The sequence below is a fragment of the Kitasatospora sp. NPDC057198 genome, assembly GCF_042670125.1.
Classification (GTDB): domain Bacteria; phylum Actinomycetota; class Actinomycetes; order Streptomycetales; family Streptomycetaceae; genus Kitasatospora.
Genome location: NZ_JBHUWH010000163.1, coordinates 1 through 15,409, shown reverse-complemented (window position 1 = coordinate 15,409; position 15,409 = coordinate 1). Strand labels below are relative to the sequence as shown.

Sequence of the window (15,409 nt, the reverse complement as noted above, 5' to 3'; positions counted from 1 at the left end):
GGCCCGCCGCTTCCTTTTCCCGGAGGTACCCGTTGGACGCCCACGCCGCGATCCGTTCCATGCTGTCCGTGCCCGGCATCCGCGAGCGCTTCGTGGACAAGGCCGAGCACGTCCCGGCCGACGCGCTGCTGTTCGACCTGGAGGACTCGGTGGCCGACCGCGACAAGGCGGCCGCCCGCGCCCTGGTCGCCCGCCGGCTGCCCGGATTCCCCAAGCACGGGCGGCTGCTGTACGTCCGGCCGAACGGCCTGGACACCGGCCTGCTGGAGCAGGACCTGGACGCGGTGGTCGGCCCCGCCCTGGACGGCGTCCACCTGCCGAAGGTGCACGACCCGGAGGTGCTGCGGGCCGCCGACCACTACCTGACCTTCCTGGAGCGGGTGCGCGGCCTGGCGCCGGGCCGGATCAGGATCATCGCCTGGATCGAGTCCGCCGAGGGGCTCACCCGGGTCGAGGAGATCTGCCGGGCCGTCCCGCGACTGGCCGCCGTCTCGCTCGGCGCCGAGGACTACACCGCCTCGATGGGCATCCAGCGGACGCGTGAGGCACGGGAGTTGGAGTACCCGCGGGCCCGGCTGGCGGCCGCCGCCGCGGCGGCCGGGATCGGCGCGATGGACGGCCCGGAGTCCGACTACCGGGATGCCGCACTCTTCACCGCCCAGGCCCGGCACGCCCGTTCCCTCGGTTTCCGGGGCAAGTACTGCATCCACCCCGACCAAGTGACCCTCGCCAACCGGGAGTTCGCCCCGCAGCCGGCCGAGGTCGAACGGGCCCGCCGGGTGGTCGAGGCGTACCAGGCGGGCGAGCGGGCCGGCCTGGGCGCGGTCGGCCTGGACGGCGCGATGGTCGACCGCCCGGTCTACCTGCGGGCCGCGGCGCTGCTGGAGCGGGCGGCGGGGTGAACCACCGCGCCCCTACGGGGTGCGCAGCCCGGTCAGCAGGGCGGTGAGGACGCGGTGCAGCCGGGGCTCGACCTCGACGACGGCGTGCGCGAGCCGCGGGTCGCCGGTGTAGAGCTCCCGCAGCCGGGGGCCGGGGCTGGCGATCTGCCACAGGGCCCCGGCCATGCCGGTGGCGGTGGCCATCGTGTCGAGCACCTGCGCCTCGTCCAGGCCGAGCAGGCGGCCCAACTCCTCGCCGATCAGCGCCACTTCGTGCAGGGTGAGCAGCTTGAACGCGCGCACCACCTCCAGCGAGACGTTGCGTTCCAGGTTGAGCGGGGCCTGCGCGAGCAGGTCGCAGAACACCGGGCGGGCCGCCAGCGTCGCGGCGAAGGCCCCGGCGACCTCGGCCGGGGTGGCGGCGCTCCGGGCCGCGAGGTCGGCGCGCAGTGCCGCCGACCACTCCCGCCAGCCCTGTGCGGTGAGTTCGAGGAAGATCTGCTCCCGCGTCTCGAAGTACCGCAGCAGCGCGGACTTGTGCATGCCGACCTCGGCGGCGATGTCGCCCAGGGAGACGTCGCGGACGCCGCGGGCCCGGAGCAGTTCGCGGGCCGCGTCCAGGATCGCGGTCTCCCGGGCCTGCTTGGCCTCGGTGCTGCGGGCCCGTCGGAAGGCTGGCTGACTCATGGCCCCATCATAGGGAGAGATAACGGAACGGCGTTGCGTTATTAAGAGAACGGTGTTGTACTAAAGGCATGAGCGAAGAAGCGCGCACTGCGCAGCAGGTCTGGTTCATCACCGGCTCCTCCCGCGGCATCGGCCGCGCCCTGGTCACCGCCGCCCTCGACGCGGGCGACCTCGTCGTCGCCACCGCCCGCCGCCCCGAAGCCCTCCGCGCCGAACTGGCCGCCCACGCCGACCGGGTCCTCACCCTGCCGCTGGACGTCACCGACCCCGACCAGGCCCGCGCGGCCGTGGCCGCCGCCCTCGAGCGCTTCGGACGCATCGACGTCCTGGTGAACAACGCCGGGTACGCCAACGTGTCGCCGGTGGAGAGCGCCGACGACGCCGACTTCCGCGCCCAGTTCGAGACCAACTTCTGGGGCGTCTACCACGTCACCAAGGCCGCGCTGCCCGCGCTGCGCCGCCAGGGCTCGGGCACCGTCGTCCAGTTCTCCTCGATCGGCGGCCGGGTCGGCGGCTCCCCGGGCATCGCCTCCTACCAGGCCGCCAAGTTCGCCGTCGACGGCTTCACCCGCTCGCTGGCGGCGGAGACCGCGCCGTTCGGCATCCGGTTCACCGTCGTCGAACCGAGCGGCTTCGCCACCGACTGGGCGGGCGACTCGATGACCGTCCACCCCGTCCCCGAGCCCTACGAGCAGACCGTCGGCGCGATGAACCGCCGGGTCCGCCAGGGGGAGTCCGGCGCCGCCGGAGACCCGGCGCGGGCCGCCGAGATCATCGTGCGCGCCGTCCGCCGCGGCGACGCCCCCGGCCACCTGCTGCTCGGCAGCAACGCGGTGGCCATGGCGCTCGACTACTCCCGCCGCCAACTGGCGGAAGCCGGCGCCTGGCAGGCGGTCAGCCGCTCGGCCGACTTCGCCGAGCCCTACCCGGTGGAACTGCCGCCCCGCGCAGCCTGAGCCCCGGCCGCCGGCCCGGCACCTGCTTCCGCGCGGCCCGTCCCGGTCTCGGCCCCGCCTCGGTTCCGGCCCTCGCCCCCGTCGCGTCAACTGGCGGAGGCAAGCGCCTGGGAGGCGGTCAGCCGCCCGGCCGACATCGCCGAGCCCTGCCCGGTGGAACTGCCGCGCCGCGCGGCGTGGCCGCCGGCCCCGGTTCCGGCCCCGGCCCCGTTGCGGGTCGGGGCCGCCGGCGTCTCAGGACTCCGGGTCGACCGGCCCCGGCAGCGGGCCCGCGAACTCCAGCAGGGCCTGGTCGTAGCGGCCCGCGAAGGAGACCCGGGTGATCTCCGCCAGCCGGAACTTCGACGGCCCGTCGTGCCAGCGGGCCCGGGTGTCCACCTCGCGCAGCCGCACCGTCCGGCGGCCCAGGCCCAGCACCGCGCCGATCCAGCCCGCGCCGGGGTCCCGGTGCTCGAACTCCAGCATCACCAGGCCGTACCGCGCGGAGGCGGCCGGCAGCAGTTCGCGCAGGCCGCCGTAGGGCACCTCCGGCTCCTGCACCGGCCACCGCCCGCACCGCCGCAGCGCCCGGACGGTCAGCGACTCCTCGTCGCCGGCGCGCTTCACCCGGTCGACGTCGGGCGTCCGGACGGCCGTGAAGCCGTCGAGCAGCACGTCCCGGCAGGGCGCCAGCAGCGTCCACCGCGGGTTCGTCCCGAGGACGAAGCCCTCGACCGGGTCGGCGCCGGGGAAGGAGCGGCGGACGCGGACGAGGTGCCCGGTGCGGGCGGCGCGCTCCAGCTTGCGCGGCACCGCGTCCGGGTCGGCGGGGCGGGTCTTGGGCATCCCGCCATCCTTCCCGGCCGGGCCCCGGGCGTCGACCGGATTTCCCCGCGCCCCGCGCCCCGAGCCCCAGACCCCGCGCGCGGCCTGCGGGCCTACAGGAAGATGTCGCGGCGCAGCGGCTCGGTGCTCGCCGGGTCGGCCCGGTACCCGTCGAAGCCGGTGACGCCGGCCGCGCGCAGCACCTCCTCGTCGACGTGGCAGCGGCCGGTGGTCCCGGCGGCCGGGGCGGTGAGGATCGCGTGCGCTGCGTCGGCCATGATCGCCGGGGTGCGGCTGGTGCGGCGGGCCTCGTCCTCGCCGCGGGTCATCGCGGAGGCCGCGGTGGCGATGATGGTGGCGGGCCACAGGCAGCTGGCCGCGAGCGCGGTGCCGCGGTGCTGCTCGGCGATGCCGAGGGTGACCATCGTCATGCCGAACTTGCTGACGGTGTACGGGGCGTGGTCCTTCAGCCAGCGGACGTCCGGGTTCAGCGGCGGGGAGAGCGTCAGGACGTGCGCCCGGTCGGAGCGCAGCAGGTGGGGGAGGGCCAGCGAGCTCAGCAGGAAGGTGCCGCGGACGTTGACGTCCATCATCAGGTCGTAGCGCTTGAGCGGCAGTTCGCCCGGGTTGCTGAGGGCGATCGCGGAGGCGTTGTTCACCACGACGTCGATGCCGCCGAAGCGCTCGACGGTGGCCTCGACCGCCTCGGCGACCACCGCTTCGTCGCGGATGTCGCCGACGAACGGCAGGACCTTTCCGCCGGCCCGCTCGATCTCGGCGGCGGCGGTGTGGATGGTGCCGGGCAGCCGCGGGTCGGGGACGTCGGTCTTGGCGATCAGCGTGACGTTCGCGCCGTCGCGGGCGGCCCGCAGGGCGATGGCCAGGCCGATGCCGCGGCTGCCGCCGGACATCAGCAGGGTGCGTCCGGCCAGCGAGGGAGAGCTCATGAGGGGGCCTCTCGGCGAGGGGGGAGGGGGCGGTGTGAACGGCGTCACTGTGGACAGCGGTTGCCTTCGCCGCCTATTTTAACGATCGTTCGAAAGGTTGGGGAGCAGGGAAACCGTAGGACCTGCCTCACAGCCCCGCCGACCCCACAGAGAAGGAGCCACCCGTGCGCGGTGCGGTGTTCAACGAGGACCACGAAGCCTTCCGGGAGACCATCCGGGACTTCATCGCCAAGGAGGTCGCGCCGGTCTACGCCGACTGGGAGGAGCAGGGCCACCCGCCCCGGGACTTCTACCGCCGCCTCGGCGAGCTGGGCGTCTTCGGCATCCAGGTGCCCGAGGAGTTCGGCGGCGCCGGCGAGAGCAGCTTCAAGTACACGGCCGTGATCCTCGAGGAGACCAGCCGGGCCGGCGTCTCCTTCGGCAACTACGGCGTGCACGCCAACCTGATCCTGCCCTACCTGCTGGCCTACGCCACCCGGGAGCAGAAGGAGCGCTGGCTGCCCGGCTTCGTCTCCGGCGACATCATGACCGCCATCGCGATGACCGAGCCGGGCACCGGCTCCGACCTCGCCAACATCCAGACCACCGCCAAGCTCTCCGCCGACGGCACCCACTACGTGCTCAACGGCGCCAAGACCTTCATCACCGGCGGCGCGCTGGCCGATCTCGTCCTGGTCGTCGCCCGCACCGCCCCCGCCACCCCCGAGGACCGGCGGGCCGGCCTGTCGATCCTGTGCGTGGAGACCGCCGGCGAGGGCTTCGCGGTCGGCCGCAAGCTGCAGAAGATCGGCCTCAAGGCGTCCGACACCGCCGAACTCTCCTTCAGCGACGTCGTCGTGCCGGTGGAGAACCTGCTTGGCGAGGAGGGCAGGGGCTTCGAGTACCTCGCCCACAACCTGGCCCAGGAGCGGCTGACCATCGCCATCGGCGGCGCCGCCACCGCCGCCGCCGCGCTGCGCTTCGCCACCGCCTACGTCAAGGAGCGCACGGTCTTCGGCAAGCCCGTCGCCGCCTTCCAGAACACCAAGTTCGTCCTCGCCGAGTGCGCCACCGAGGTCGAGGCCGCCCAGTTGATGGCCGACCGGGCGCTGGAACTGCACGACCGGGGCGAGCTCAGCGTCGTCGACGCCGCCAAGGCCAAGCTGTTCTGCACCGAGGCCGCCGGCCGGGTCATCGACAAGTGCCTGCAGCTGCACGGCGGTTACGGCTACGTCACCGAGTACCCGATCGCCCGGCTGTACGCCGACACCCGCGTCTCGCGGATCTACGGCGGCACCAGCGAGGTCATGAAGACGATCATCGCCAAGTCCCTCGGCCTCTGAGCCCGGCACCCCCAGGGAGAGCACCATGCAGACCAGCGGAACCTCCGCGCTCATCACCGGCGGCGCTTCCGGCCTCGGCCTGGCCACCGCGAAGCGCCTGCACGCCGACGGGGCCCACGTGGTCCTGCTCGACCTGCCGACGTCCAACGGCGAGGCCGTCGCCGCCGAGCTCGGCGAGCGCGCCCACTTCGTCCCCGGCGACGTCCGCGACGCCGAGGCGGTGGCCCGCGCCGTCGCCGCCGCCGCCGACCGCGCCCCGCTGCGGATCACCGTCAACTGCGCGGGCCTCGGCAAGGCCGGCCGCACCGTCGGCAAGGACGGCACCCCCTACGACCTGGCCGACTTCACCCGGGTCGTCGAGATCAACCTGATCGGCACCTTCAACGTGATCCGGCTCGCCGCGGCCGAGACCGCCCGCGCCGAGGAGGTCGACGGCGAGCGCGGCGTCATCGTCAACACCGCCTCCGTCGCCGCCTTCGACGGCCAGATCGGCCAGTGCGCCTACTCCGCGTCCAAGGGCGGCATCGTCGGCATGACGCTGCCGATCGCCCGCGACCTGGCCGCGCAGAAGATCCGCGTGATGACGATCGCGCCCGGCCTGTTCGACACCCCGCTGCTCGGCCGCGCCCCGCAGCACGTGCGCGACGCGCTCGGCGCGCAGGTCCCGCACCCGAGCCGGCTCGGCCACGCCGAGGAGTACGCGCAGCTGGTCGCCGCGATCGTGGCCAACCCGATGCTCAACGGCGAGACGATCCGCCTCGACGGCGCGATCCGGATGGCCCCCCGCTAGACCCGGCCCGACCCCCACCACACCCTCAGGAGCGATCAGTCATGCGTGATGCAGTCATCGTCGACGCCGTCCGCACCGCGGTCGGCAAGGGCAAGCCGGGCGGCGCGCTGTCCGGCATCCACCCCGTCGACCTCTCCGCCCACGTGCTGGGGGCGCTCGCCGAGCGCAACCGGCTCGACCCGGCCACCGTGGACGACGTGGTCTGGGGCTGCGTCTCCCAGGTCGGCGAGCAGGCCGGCGGCGTCGGCCGCTACGCCGTGCTGGCCGCCGGCTGGCCCGAGCACGTGCCCGGCCTGACCGTCGACCGGCAGTGCGGCTCCTCCCAGCAGGCCGTGCACCAGGTCGCGGCCGCCGTCATCGCCGGCCAGTACGACATCGCGATCGCGGGCGGCGTCGAGTCGATGTCCCGCGTCCCGATGGGCTCCACCCGGGCCGGCGGCCAGTTCGGCCACCCGTACGGGCCGCTGGTCGCCGAGCGCTACGACAACTACCGGTTCAACCAGGGCGTCGGCGCCGAGATGATCGCCGAGGAGTTCGGCCTGACCCGCGCCGAGCTCGACCGGCACGCCCTCGACTCGCACGAGCGCGCCGCCCGCGCCATCGACGAGGGCCGGTTCAAGGGCCAGATCACCCCGGTGGCGCTCGCCGACGGCCGGGTCTTCGACACCGACGAGGGCGTGCGCCGCGGCGGCACCGAGGAGGCGATGGCCGCCCTGAAGACCCCGTTCAAGGAGGACGGCGTGGTCTCGGCGGGCAACGCCTCGCAGATCTCCGACGGCTCCGCCGCCCTGCTGATCACCACCAGCGAGGTCGCCGCCCGCCACGGCTGGACGCCGATCGCCCGCTTCCACACCGGCGTGGTCACCGGCGTCGACCCCGTCACCATGCTGAAGGGCCCGATCCCGGCCACCGCCAAGGTGCTGGAGCGCTCCGGCCTGACGCTGGACGAGATCGGCGCGTACGAGATCAACGAGGCGTTCGCCTCGGTCTCGCTCGGCTGGCAGCGCGCCACCGGCGCCGACTACGCCCGGATGAACCCCAACGGCGGCGCGATGGCGCTCGGCCACCCGCTGGGCGGCTCCGGCGCCCGGCTGATGACCACCCTGGTCCACCACATGAAGGACAACGGCATCCGCTACGGCCTGCAGTCGATGTGCGAGGGCGGCGGCATGGCCAACGCCACGATCCTCGAACTGCTCTGACCAGGTAGCCCCCCGCCGAGAGGAAGGACCGCCCATGGAGGCCGGTGAATTCAAGGAAGTCCTGGACACCGTCCGCGACTTCGTGCGCGAGCAGGTCGTGCCGCGCGAGGAGGAGATCGAGGAGACCGACGCCATCCCGGAGGACATCCGGCGCAAGGCCGTCGACATGGGCCTGTTCGGGTACACGCTGCCCGAGGAGTTCGGCGGGCTCGGCGCCACGCTCACCGAGGACGTCCAACTGGCGTTCGAGTTCGGCTGGACCACCCCGGCGTTCCGCTCGATGTTCGGCACCAACAACGGCATCGCCGGCAAGGTGCTGGTCAACGCCGGCACCCGCGCCCAGCAGGAGACCTGGCTGCCCCGGCTGGCCGCCGGCCAGGTCGCCTCGTTCGCGCTGACCGAGGCCGAGGCGGGCTCCGACCCGTCCGGCCTGACCACCCGGGCCGTCCGGGACGGCGACCACTGGGTGATCACCGGCGCCAAGCGGTTCATCACCAACGCGCCGCTCGCCGACCTGTTCGTGGTCTTCGCCCGCACCGGGCCCGAGACGTACGGCACCAGGGGCATCTCGGTCTTCCTGGTCGAGTCCGGCCTGCCCGGCGTCTCGGTCGGGCCGAAGGACCACAAGACCGGCCAGGCCGGCGCCTGGACCGCCGAGGTGTTCTTCGACGCCGTCCGGGTCGGCCCCGAGGCGCTGGTCGGCGGCGCCGAGGGGGCCGGCTTCGGCGCGGCGATGAAGTCCCTGGTCCGCGGCCGGGTGCACATCGCCGCGATGTGCGTCGGCATGGCGCAGCGGCTGCTCGCCGAGTCGGTGGCGTACGCCGCCGCCAGCCGGCAGGGCGGCCGCCCGATCGGCGAGTTCCAGCTGGTGCAGGCGATGCTCGCCGAGATCCAGACCGGCGTGTACGCGGGCCGGGCCATGGTGCTGGAGGCCGCCCGTGCCCACGACAGCGGCGAGGACCGCCGGATCGGCCCCTCCGCCGCGAAGCTCTACTGCTCCGAGATGGTCTCCCGGGCCGCCGACCTGGCCGTGCAGATCCACGGCGGCATGGGCTACATGCGCGGCACCGCCGTCGAGCGCTGCTACCGCGACGCCCGGCTGTTCCGCATCTACGAGGGCACCAGCGAGATCCAGAAACTGATCATCGGCAGGGCCCTGCTGAAGGAGGCCGCCTGAGATGGCGATGACCGAGATCCCCCTGTCCGCCACCCTCAGCGAGGACGAGCGGGCCGTCGTCGAGCTGGTCGCCGACTTCGTCGACCGCCAAGTGCGGCCGGTGGCACAGGAGTTGGAGCACAACAACACCTACCCCGAGCAACTCATCGAACAGATGAAGAAGTTGGGCGTCTTCGGGCTGCTGGCCCCCGCCGAGCACGGCGGCGTGGACGTCTCCACCGCCTGCTTCGCCCTGGTCGCCCAGGAGTTGGCCCGCGGCTGGATGTCGCTGGCCGGCGCGATGGGCAGCCACTCCGTGGTCACCTACCTGATCCGCACCTTCGGCACCCCCGAGCAGCAGCAGGCGTACCTGCCCCGGCTCGCCACCGGCGAACTGCGCGCCGCGATGGCGCTCACCGAACCCGGCGGCGGCTCCGACCTCCAGGCCATGCGCACCAAGGCCGTTCTGGTGGACGGCAGTTGGACGATCAACGGCACCAAGACCTGGATCACCAACGCCCGCCGGGCCGGCCTGATCGCCCTGCTCACCCGCACCGAACCGGCCGCCGGCAAGGGCTACTCCATCCTGCTGGTCGAGCAGGGCGCCGGCTACCAGGTCTCCAAGGACCTGCCCAAGCTCGGCTACAAGGGCGTCGAGAGCTGCGAGTTGGTCTTCGACGGCGTCCGGGTGCCCGAGTCCGCGCTGCTCGGCGCCACCCCCGGCGTCGGCTTCGCCCAGATGATGCGCGGCCTGGAGATCGGCCGCATCCAGGTCGCCTCCCGGGCCCTCGGCGTCGCCCAGGCCGCCCTGGACGACGCCACCCGCTACGCCCAGGAACGGCACTCCTTCGGGCAGCCGATCTGGCAGCACCAGGCGATCGGCCACTACCTGGCCGACTCCGCGACCAAGCTGCGCGCCGCCCGGCTGCTCACCCTGGACGCCGCCGCCCGGGTCGACTCCGGACAGCGCGCCGACCTGGAGGCCGGCATGGCGAAGCTGTTCGCCTCCGAGGTGTGCATGGAGATCACCCTCAACGCCGTCCGGGTGCACGGCGGTTACGGCTACTCCACCGAGTTCGACGTGGAGCGCTACTTCCGCGACGCCCCGCTGATGATCGTCGGCGAGGGCACCAACGAGATCCAGCGCAACGTCATCGCCAAGCAGCACGTCGCCCGCCACCGGATCGACGACGGAGGCCGCCGATGAACACCACCACCGCCCCCGCCCTGGCGTACGCGGCCGGCCTGGCCGCCGGCGAACTGCGCTTCCAGTACTGCGACGGCTGCGAGAGCGCCGTCTTCCACCCCCGGGTGCTCTGCCCGACCTGTGGCGAGCCCTCCCCGGGCTGGCGCACCAGCGCGGGCCTGGGCACCGTCCACGCCACCACCGTGCTGCACCAGCGCGGCGCCGACCCGTACAACGTCGCGCTGATCGACCTGGACGAGGGCTTCCGGATGATGAGCCGGGTCGAGGGCCGCGCCCCAGAGGACGTCGCCATCGGCGACCGCGTCCGGCTGCGGGTGGTCGAGGACGCGGGCGCGCCGCTCGCCGTCTTCGTCCCGCTGGAGAACGAGGAGGGCGCATGAGCAGCACCGGCCTGCGCGGCAGGGCCGCCGTCGTCGGGGTCGCCGAGTCCGACCTCGGACTGGTCGCCGAAGGGCTCACCCACTTCGACCTGATCGGCCAGGCCACCGCCCGCGCCCTGAAGGACGCCGGGATCGCCAAGTCCGAGATCGACGGCTTCTTCTGCGCCTCCTCCTACCTGCCGATGCCCACCATGGACGTCGCCGAGTACCTGGGCATCCGCCCGCGCTACAGCGACTCCTCCAACATCGGCGGCTCCTCCTTCGTCTCCCACCTGCTGCACGCCGCCGCCGCCATCGAGGCCGGCCTGTGCACTACCGCGCTGATCGCCTACGGCTCCACCCAGCGCAGCGACGGCGGCCGCCTGGTCTCGCCGACCAAACTGCTGCCCTGGGAGGACGCCTACCGGCCGCGCTACCCCGTGTCGATGTACGCGCTCGCCGCCTCCCGGCACATGCACGAATACGGCACCACCCGCGAGCAGCTCGCCGAGGTCGCGGTCGCCGCCCGGGCCTGGGCCCAGCTCAACCCGGCCGCGTTCACCCACGGCAAGGGCCCGCTGACCGTCGCCGAGGTGCTCGGCTCGCAGATGATCAGCTACCCGCTGACCAGCAAGGACTGCTGCCTGGTCACCGACGGCGGCGGCGCGGTGATCGTCACCTCCGCCGAACGCGCCCGCGACCTGCGGGCGAAACCCGCCTACCTGCTGGGCGCGGGCGAGGCCCACTGGCACCGCTCCATCTCGCAGATGCCCGACCTCACCACCACCGCCGCCGCCGACTCCGGCCGCCGCGCCTTCGAGATGGCCGGCCTGAAGCCCGCCGACGTGGACGTGGTCCAGCTGTACGACGCGTTCACCATCAACCCGGTCCTCTTCCTGGAGGACCTCGGCTTCTGCGCCAAGGGCGAGGGCGGCGCCTTCGTCTCCGGCGGCCGGATCGCCCCCGGCGGCGAGCTGCCCGTCAACACCAACGGCGGCGGCCTGGCCTACTGCCACCCCGGCATGTACGGCATCTTCCTGATCATCGAGGCGGTCCGGCAGCTGCGCGGCGAGGCCGGCGCCCGCCAGCAGCCGAACACGCACGTCGCCCTGGTCAACGGCAACGGCGGCGTGCTCTCCAGCCAGGCCACCGCCCTGCTCGGCACCGCGGACGCGCTCGGATGAGCGCCGCGAGCACGGCCGGCGCCGCCGCCGACGCCGCACCCGAGGCGTTCGCCCGCGCCGCGGCCCACTGGCGGCCCGCCTCGGTGGAGAGCACCGGCTTCGTCACCGCCGACCCCGCCGTGGCGCTGGCCGCCCTGTTCGACCAGGAGCCGCCCGCCCGGGCCGTCGGCGACGAACTGCCGCCGCTGTGGCACTGGCTGTACCTGCTCGAGCGGCCGGCCCAGGCCGAACTCGGCGCCGACGGCCACCCGCAGGACGGCCCGTTCCTGCCGCCGCTGCCCGAGCGGCGCCGGATGTTCGGCGGCGGCCGGATCCGCTGCCACGCCCCGATCCGGATCGGCGACCTGGTCACCCGCCGCTCGCAGGTCGCCTCGGTGCGCACCCGCCGGGGCGGCTCCGGCTGGCTGCTGCTGGTGACGGTCCGCCACGAGCTGCTGGTGGACGGCGAGGTGCGCACCACCGAGGAGCAGGACATCGTCTACAAGCAGGCCGACCCGGCACCGAAGCCGCCCGCCGCTGGGGCCCCGCCGATCCCGGCCGACCTCCCGCCGCCGCCGGCCGCGCCCTGGTCGTTCGAGCTGCGGCCCGACCCGGCCCTGCTGTTCCGGTTCAGCGCGCTCACCTACAACGCGCACCGCATCCACTACGACCGGGACTACGCCACCGGCACCGAGGGTTACCCGGACCTGGTCGTGCACGGCCCGCTGCTGGCCCTCGCCCTGCTCGAACTGCCCCGCCGGCACGCCCCCGGCCGCCGGGTCGCCGAGTTCGCCTACCGCTCGCGCCGCCCGCTGTTCGCCCCCGCGCCGATCACCGTGCACGGCACCCCGCACGGCACTCAGGACGGCGCCGAGCTGGGCGCCGGGCAGGCCGTCACCGGCACCGTCACGTTCGCCCCGAGAAACGGATCGTCATGAGAGTCTTCGCCTCCCCCGCCGAGCTCGCCACCGCGGCCGGCACCCACGTCGGCACCGGCGAGTGGAGCACCGTCGAGCAGCACCAGATCGACCTGTTCGCGGACGCCACCGGCGACCACCAGTGGATCCACACCGACCCGGTGCGGGCCGCCGACGGCCCCTACGGCACCACCATCGCGCACGGCTACCTGACGCTCTCGCAGATCCCGGCGCTCACCAGGCAGGTGTACCGCACCGAGGGCGTCCGGATGGGCGTCAACTACGGGCTGAACAAGGTCCGCTTCCCCGCCCCGGTGAAGGCCGGCGCCCGGATCCGCGCCTCGGTCGCGATCACCTCCGCCGAGCCGGTGCCCGGCGGCCACCAGGTGGTCTCCACCGTCACCGTCGAGATCGAGGGCTCGGCCAAGCCCGCCTGCGTCGCCGAGACCGTCGTCCGCGTCTACTCCTGAACCGCGCCCCTCCCGTCCCGCACCCACCACCCCGAGGAATCCCCGTGTCCGAAGCCACCACCCCCCGCGTCGCCGTCGTCACCGGAGCCGCCCGCGGCATCGGTGCCGCCACCGCCCTGCGCCTGGCCGCCGACGGCTACGCCGTCGCCGTCCTCGACCTGGACGCCGAAGCCTGCGCGGGCACCGTCGCGGCGATCGAGGAGCAGGGCGGCCGGGCCCTCGCGGTCGCCGTCGACGTGTCGGACGGCGACAGCGTGACCGCGGCCGTCGCCGCCGTCGTCGAGCAGCTCGGCGCGCCCGTCGTGCTGGTCAACAACGCCGGCATCACCCGCGACAACCTGCTGTTCAAGATGAACGAGAACGAGTGGGACTCCGTGCTGGACGTCCACCTGCGCGGCGCGTTCCTGATGAGCCGGGCCTGCCAGCAGCACATGGTCGAGGCCCGCTTCGGACGGATCGTCAACCTGTCGTCCACCGCCGCCCTCGGCAACCGCGGCCAGGCCAACTACTCGGCCGCCAAGGCCGGCATGCAGGGCCTGACCAAGACCCTCGCCATCGAACTCGGCCAGTTCGGCGTCACCGCCAACGCCGTCGCGCCCGGCTTCATCGTCACCGAGATGACCGCGAAGACCGCCGAGCGGGTCGGCATGAGCTTCGAGGACTTCCAGGCCGCCGCGGCCGCCAAGACGCCCGTGCGCCGGGTCGGCCGCCCCGAGGACATCGCCCAGGCGGTGTCCTTCTTCGCCCGCGAGGAGGCCGGCTTCGTCACCGGCCAGGTCCTGTACGTCGCGGGCGGCCCCCGCGGCTGACCGGGCCGGCCCGCACCACCCCGCCCCCGCCCGCCGCGCCGGGGGCGGCTCCTTTTCCCCCGCACCCCGCACCCCGCACCCCGCACTCCCCGCACCCCGCATTTCCTGCACCTCCCGCACCCCCCCCGCATCCCCCCACGTCCGAGCGTCAACGTCGACGAATTGGAGGCCCGGATGGGCCAGCACCTCCCCGAGGTGGTCCGCCGCCACGCCCAGCAGCGGGGCAGCGCCCCGGCGATCAGCTGCGAGGGCCGCACCACCAGCTACGCCGCACTCGACTCCCGCACCAACCGGCTCGCCCGCGCCCTGCTCGCCACCGCCCCGCCCGGCGCGCGGATCGGCACCCTGACCCGCACCCGTCCCGAGGCCGGCGAGGTCCTGATCGCCTGCGGCAAGGCCGGCCTGATCGCCGTCCCGCTGAACTGGCGGCTGGCCGGCCCCGAACTGCTGACCGTCGCCCGGGACGCCGGCCTGAGCGCCCTGGTCGCCGAACCCGCCTTCCTGGAGGCCGCCCTGGCCCTGCGCGAGGCGCTGCCCGGCCTGGAGGTGCTGGTCACCGGCGACGCGCCGACCGACCGCGCCCCCTCCTACGAGGCCGCGATCGCCGCCCACCCCGACGAGGACCCCGGCGGCGGCCACGACCCCGCGGCCGTCACCCTGCTGCTGTACACCTCCGGCACCACCGGCACCCCCAAGGGCGTGCAGGTCACCCTCGGCAGCCTCTACGCGGACGAGCACGCCCTCGCCGAGTACCGGTGGGACGCCGACTCGGTCGGCCTGTGCGTGATGCCGATGTTCCACATCGCCGGCCTCGGCTGGCTCAGCAGCGCCCTCAGCGCGGGCGCCCACGCGCTGATGCTCCCCGAGTTCGACCCGGCCGCCGTGGTCGGGACGATGGAGCGCGAACGCGTCACCCACGCCTTCTTCGTCCCGTCCGTGCTGCACGTGCTGACCCTGCTGCCCGGCGTCGACGACCGGGACTTCTCCGGCCTGCGGCTGATCGTCTACGGCGCCTCGCCCGTCACGCCGTCGCTGCTGCGCCGGGCGATGGCGGTCTTCGGCTGCGGCTTCGTCCAGAAGTACGGCCTCACCGAGACGGTCGGCAGCACCGCGCGCCTGCTGGACCACGAGCACGACCCGGACGGCCCCCGGCAGTACCTGCTGAACTCGACCGGCCGGCCGATGCACGGCGTGCGGGTCCGGATCGCCGACCCGGCCACCGGCGCCGGACTTCCGCCCGGCGAGGTCGGCGAGATCCAGGTCTCCTCCCGGCACAACACGCCCGGCTACTGGAACCGGCCCGCGGCCACCGCCGAACTGTTCACCGCCGACGGCTGGCTGCGCACCGGCGACGCCGGCCGCCTCGACGAGGACGGCTACCTGTACGTCACCGACCGGCTCAAGGACATGGTGATCACCGGCGGGGAGAACGTGTACCCCGTCGAGGTCGAGGCCGTGCTGGCCGAGCACCCGGCGGTCTCCGAGGTCGCGGTCATCGGCCTGCCGCACGAGAAGTGGGGCGAGCAGGTCACCGCCGTCGTGGTGCTCAGGGCGGGCGCCGAGCGGCCCGCCGAGCAGGAGTTGATCGACTTCACCCGCGGCCGGATCGCCTCCTACAAGAAGCCCGGCCGGGTGCACTTCGTCGAGGCGATGCCGCTCACCTCCAGCGGCAAGATCCTCAAGCGGGCGCTGCGCGAGCGCTTCGCGTGACGGCTCACGAGGGCGGGACCTCCGGGAGG

General features: G+C 73.8%; 16 protein-coding genes. 13 read left to right on the top strand and 3 right to left on the bottom strand.

Annotated features, from left to right (window positions below; translation table 11 throughout):
- A partial coding sequence (locus ACFUEL_RS19490) for an HpcH/HpaI aldolase/citrate lyase family protein (RefSeq protein ID WP_380237605.1) occupies positions 1–902 on the top strand: 902 nt, incomplete at its 5' end.
- Between the two features lie 12 nt (positions 903–914).
- Here ACFUEL_RS19490 and ACFUEL_RS19485 read toward each other — a convergent pair.
- Entirely contained in the window at positions 915–1,568 is a 654-nt protein-coding gene (locus tag ACFUEL_RS19485; RefSeq protein WP_380237604.1) for a TetR family transcriptional regulator, read from the bottom strand.
- 68 nt (positions 1,569–1,636) lie between these two features.
- Here ACFUEL_RS19485 and ACFUEL_RS19480 point away from each other — a divergent pair, with 68 nt between their 5' ends.
- A complete protein-coding gene (locus tag ACFUEL_RS19480) occupies positions 1,637–2,524 on the top strand; it encodes an SDR family NAD(P)-dependent oxidoreductase (RefSeq protein ID WP_380237603.1) in 888 nt (295 codons plus the stop codon).
- A 234-nt stretch (positions 2,525–2,758) separates the two neighbouring features.
- Here ACFUEL_RS19480 and ACFUEL_RS19475 read toward each other — a convergent pair whose 3' ends face one another.
- Both ACFUEL_RS19475 and ACFUEL_RS19470 read right to left on the bottom strand, forming a co-directional pair.
- Complete coding sequence (locus ACFUEL_RS19475; RefSeq protein WP_380237602.1) at positions 2,759–3,349, bottom strand: hypothetical protein; 591 nt, start codon at positions 3,347–3,349, stop codon at positions 2,759–2,761.
- A gap of 92 nt (positions 3,350–3,441) precedes the next feature.
- Positions 3,442–4,275: an SDR family oxidoreductase gene (locus tag ACFUEL_RS19470; RefSeq protein ID WP_380237601.1), complete on the bottom strand. Its 834-nt coding sequence runs from the start codon at positions 4,273–4,275 to the stop codon at positions 3,442–3,444.
- 164 nt (positions 4,276–4,439) lie between these two features.
- Between ACFUEL_RS19470 and ACFUEL_RS19465 the strand changes: the two genes are divergently transcribed.
- The 11 genes from ACFUEL_RS19465 (at position 4,440) to ACFUEL_RS19415 (ending at position 15,380) form a co-directional block, all read left to right on the top strand.
- Positions 4,440–5,597, top strand: coding sequence for an acyl-CoA dehydrogenase family protein (locus ACFUEL_RS19465; protein ID WP_380237600.1), 1,158 nt, complete (start codon positions 4,440–4,442; stop codon positions 5,595–5,597).
- A 25-nt stretch (positions 5,598–5,622) separates the two neighbouring features.
- The gene (locus ACFUEL_RS19460; RefSeq protein WP_380237598.1) at positions 5,623–6,387 is read left to right on the top strand and encodes an SDR family NAD(P)-dependent oxidoreductase; all 765 of its coding nucleotides are present in this window, start codon (positions 5,623–5,625) and stop codon (positions 6,385–6,387) included.
- A 41-nt stretch (positions 6,388–6,428) separates the two neighbouring features.
- Entirely contained in the window at positions 6,429–7,589 is a 1,161-nt protein-coding gene (locus ACFUEL_RS19455) for a thiolase family protein (protein WP_380237597.1), read from the top strand.
- Between the two features lie 34 nt (positions 7,590–7,623).
- On the top strand, positions 7,624–8,766 hold the full coding sequence (locus tag ACFUEL_RS19450) for an acyl-CoA dehydrogenase family protein (protein ID WP_380237595.1): 1,143 nt from the start codon (positions 7,624–7,626) through the stop codon (positions 8,764–8,766).
- Position 8,767: 1 nt separating this feature from the next.
- Complete coding sequence (locus tag ACFUEL_RS19445) at positions 8,768–9,952, top strand: acyl-CoA dehydrogenase family protein (RefSeq protein ID WP_380237594.1); 1,185 nt, start codon at positions 8,768–8,770, stop codon at positions 9,950–9,952.
- Positions 9,949–10,332, top strand: a complete 384-nt coding sequence (locus ACFUEL_RS19440; RefSeq protein ID WP_380237593.1) for a Zn-ribbon domain-containing OB-fold protein — start codon at positions 9,949–9,951, stop codon at positions 10,330–10,332. Before ACFUEL_RS19445 ends, ACFUEL_RS19440 begins: the two co-directional genes overlap by 4 nt.
- Positions 10,329–11,495 carry a thiolase gene (locus ACFUEL_RS19435; RefSeq protein ID WP_380237592.1) on the top strand — a complete coding sequence of 389 codons (1,167 nt, stop codon included), beginning with the start codon at positions 10,329–10,331 and terminating at the stop codon, positions 11,493–11,495. The genes ACFUEL_RS19440 and ACFUEL_RS19435 overlap by 4 nt, the downstream gene beginning before the upstream one ends.
- Positions 11,492–12,412, top strand: coding sequence for a MaoC family dehydratase N-terminal domain-containing protein (locus ACFUEL_RS19430; RefSeq protein ID WP_380237590.1), 921 nt, complete (start codon positions 11,492–11,494; stop codon positions 12,410–12,412). Before ACFUEL_RS19435 ends, ACFUEL_RS19430 begins: the two co-directional genes overlap by 4 nt.
- Positions 12,409–12,861 carry a MaoC family dehydratase gene (locus tag ACFUEL_RS19425; protein ID WP_380237589.1) on the top strand — a complete coding sequence of 151 codons (453 nt, stop codon included), beginning with the start codon at positions 12,409–12,411 and terminating at the stop codon, positions 12,859–12,861. Before ACFUEL_RS19430 ends, ACFUEL_RS19425 begins: the two co-directional genes overlap by 4 nt.
- Positions 12,862–12,905: 44 nt before the next feature.
- On the top strand, positions 12,906–13,670 hold the full coding sequence (fabG, locus tag ACFUEL_RS19420; protein WP_380237588.1) for a 3-oxoacyl-ACP reductase FabG: 765 nt from the start codon (positions 12,906–12,908) through the stop codon (positions 13,668–13,670).
- A gap of 174 nt (positions 13,671–13,844) precedes the next feature.
- Positions 13,845–15,380, top strand: a complete 1,536-nt coding sequence (locus ACFUEL_RS19415) for a long-chain-fatty-acid--CoA ligase (RefSeq protein ID WP_380237587.1) — start codon at positions 13,845–13,847, stop codon at positions 15,378–15,380.
- Positions 15,381–15,409: the final 29 nt, after the last annotated feature.

Bases quoted from the DNA above. Each gene is read 5' to 3' on its own strand.
- ACFUEL_RS19485 (WP_380237604.1), bottom strand. From the start codon at position 1,568: ATGAGTCAGCCAGCCTTCCGACGGGCCCGCAGCACCGAGGCCAAGCAG.
- ACFUEL_RS19480 (WP_380237603.1), top strand. From the start codon at position 1,637: ATGAGCGAAGAAGCGCGCACTGCGCAGCAGGTCTGGTTCATCACCGGC.
- ACFUEL_RS19475 (WP_380237602.1), bottom strand. From the start codon at position 3,349: ATGCCCAAGACCCGCCCCGCCGACCCGGACGCGGTGCCGCGCAAGCTG.
- ACFUEL_RS19470 (WP_380237601.1), bottom strand. From the start codon at position 4,275: ATGAGCTCTCCCTCGCTGGCCGGACGCACCCTGCTGATGTCCGGCGGC.
- ACFUEL_RS19460 (WP_380237598.1), top strand. From the start codon at position 5,623: ATGCAGACCAGCGGAACCTCCGCGCTCATCACCGGCGGCGCTTCCGGC.
- ACFUEL_RS19455 (WP_380237597.1), top strand. From the start codon at position 6,429: ATGCGTGATGCAGTCATCGTCGACGCCGTCCGCACCGCGGTCGGCAAG.
- ACFUEL_RS19450 (WP_380237595.1), top strand. From the start codon at position 7,624: ATGGAGGCCGGTGAATTCAAGGAAGTCCTGGACACCGTCCGCGACTTC.
- ACFUEL_RS19445 (WP_380237594.1), top strand. From the start codon at position 8,768: ATGGCGATGACCGAGATCCCCCTGTCCGCCACCCTCAGCGAGGACGAG.
- ACFUEL_RS19440 (WP_380237593.1), top strand. From the start codon at position 9,949: ATGAACACCACCACCGCCCCCGCCCTGGCGTACGCGGCCGGCCTGGCC.
- ACFUEL_RS19435 (WP_380237592.1), top strand. From the start codon at position 10,329: ATGAGCAGCACCGGCCTGCGCGGCAGGGCCGCCGTCGTCGGGGTCGCC.
- ACFUEL_RS19430 (WP_380237590.1), top strand. From the start codon at position 11,492: ATGAGCGCCGCGAGCACGGCCGGCGCCGCCGCCGACGCCGCACCCGAG.
- ACFUEL_RS19425 (WP_380237589.1), top strand. From the start codon at position 12,409: ATGAGAGTCTTCGCCTCCCCCGCCGAGCTCGCCACCGCGGCCGGCACC.
- ACFUEL_RS19415 (WP_380237587.1), top strand. From the start codon at position 13,845: ATGGGCCAGCACCTCCCCGAGGTGGTCCGCCGCCACGCCCAGCAGCGG.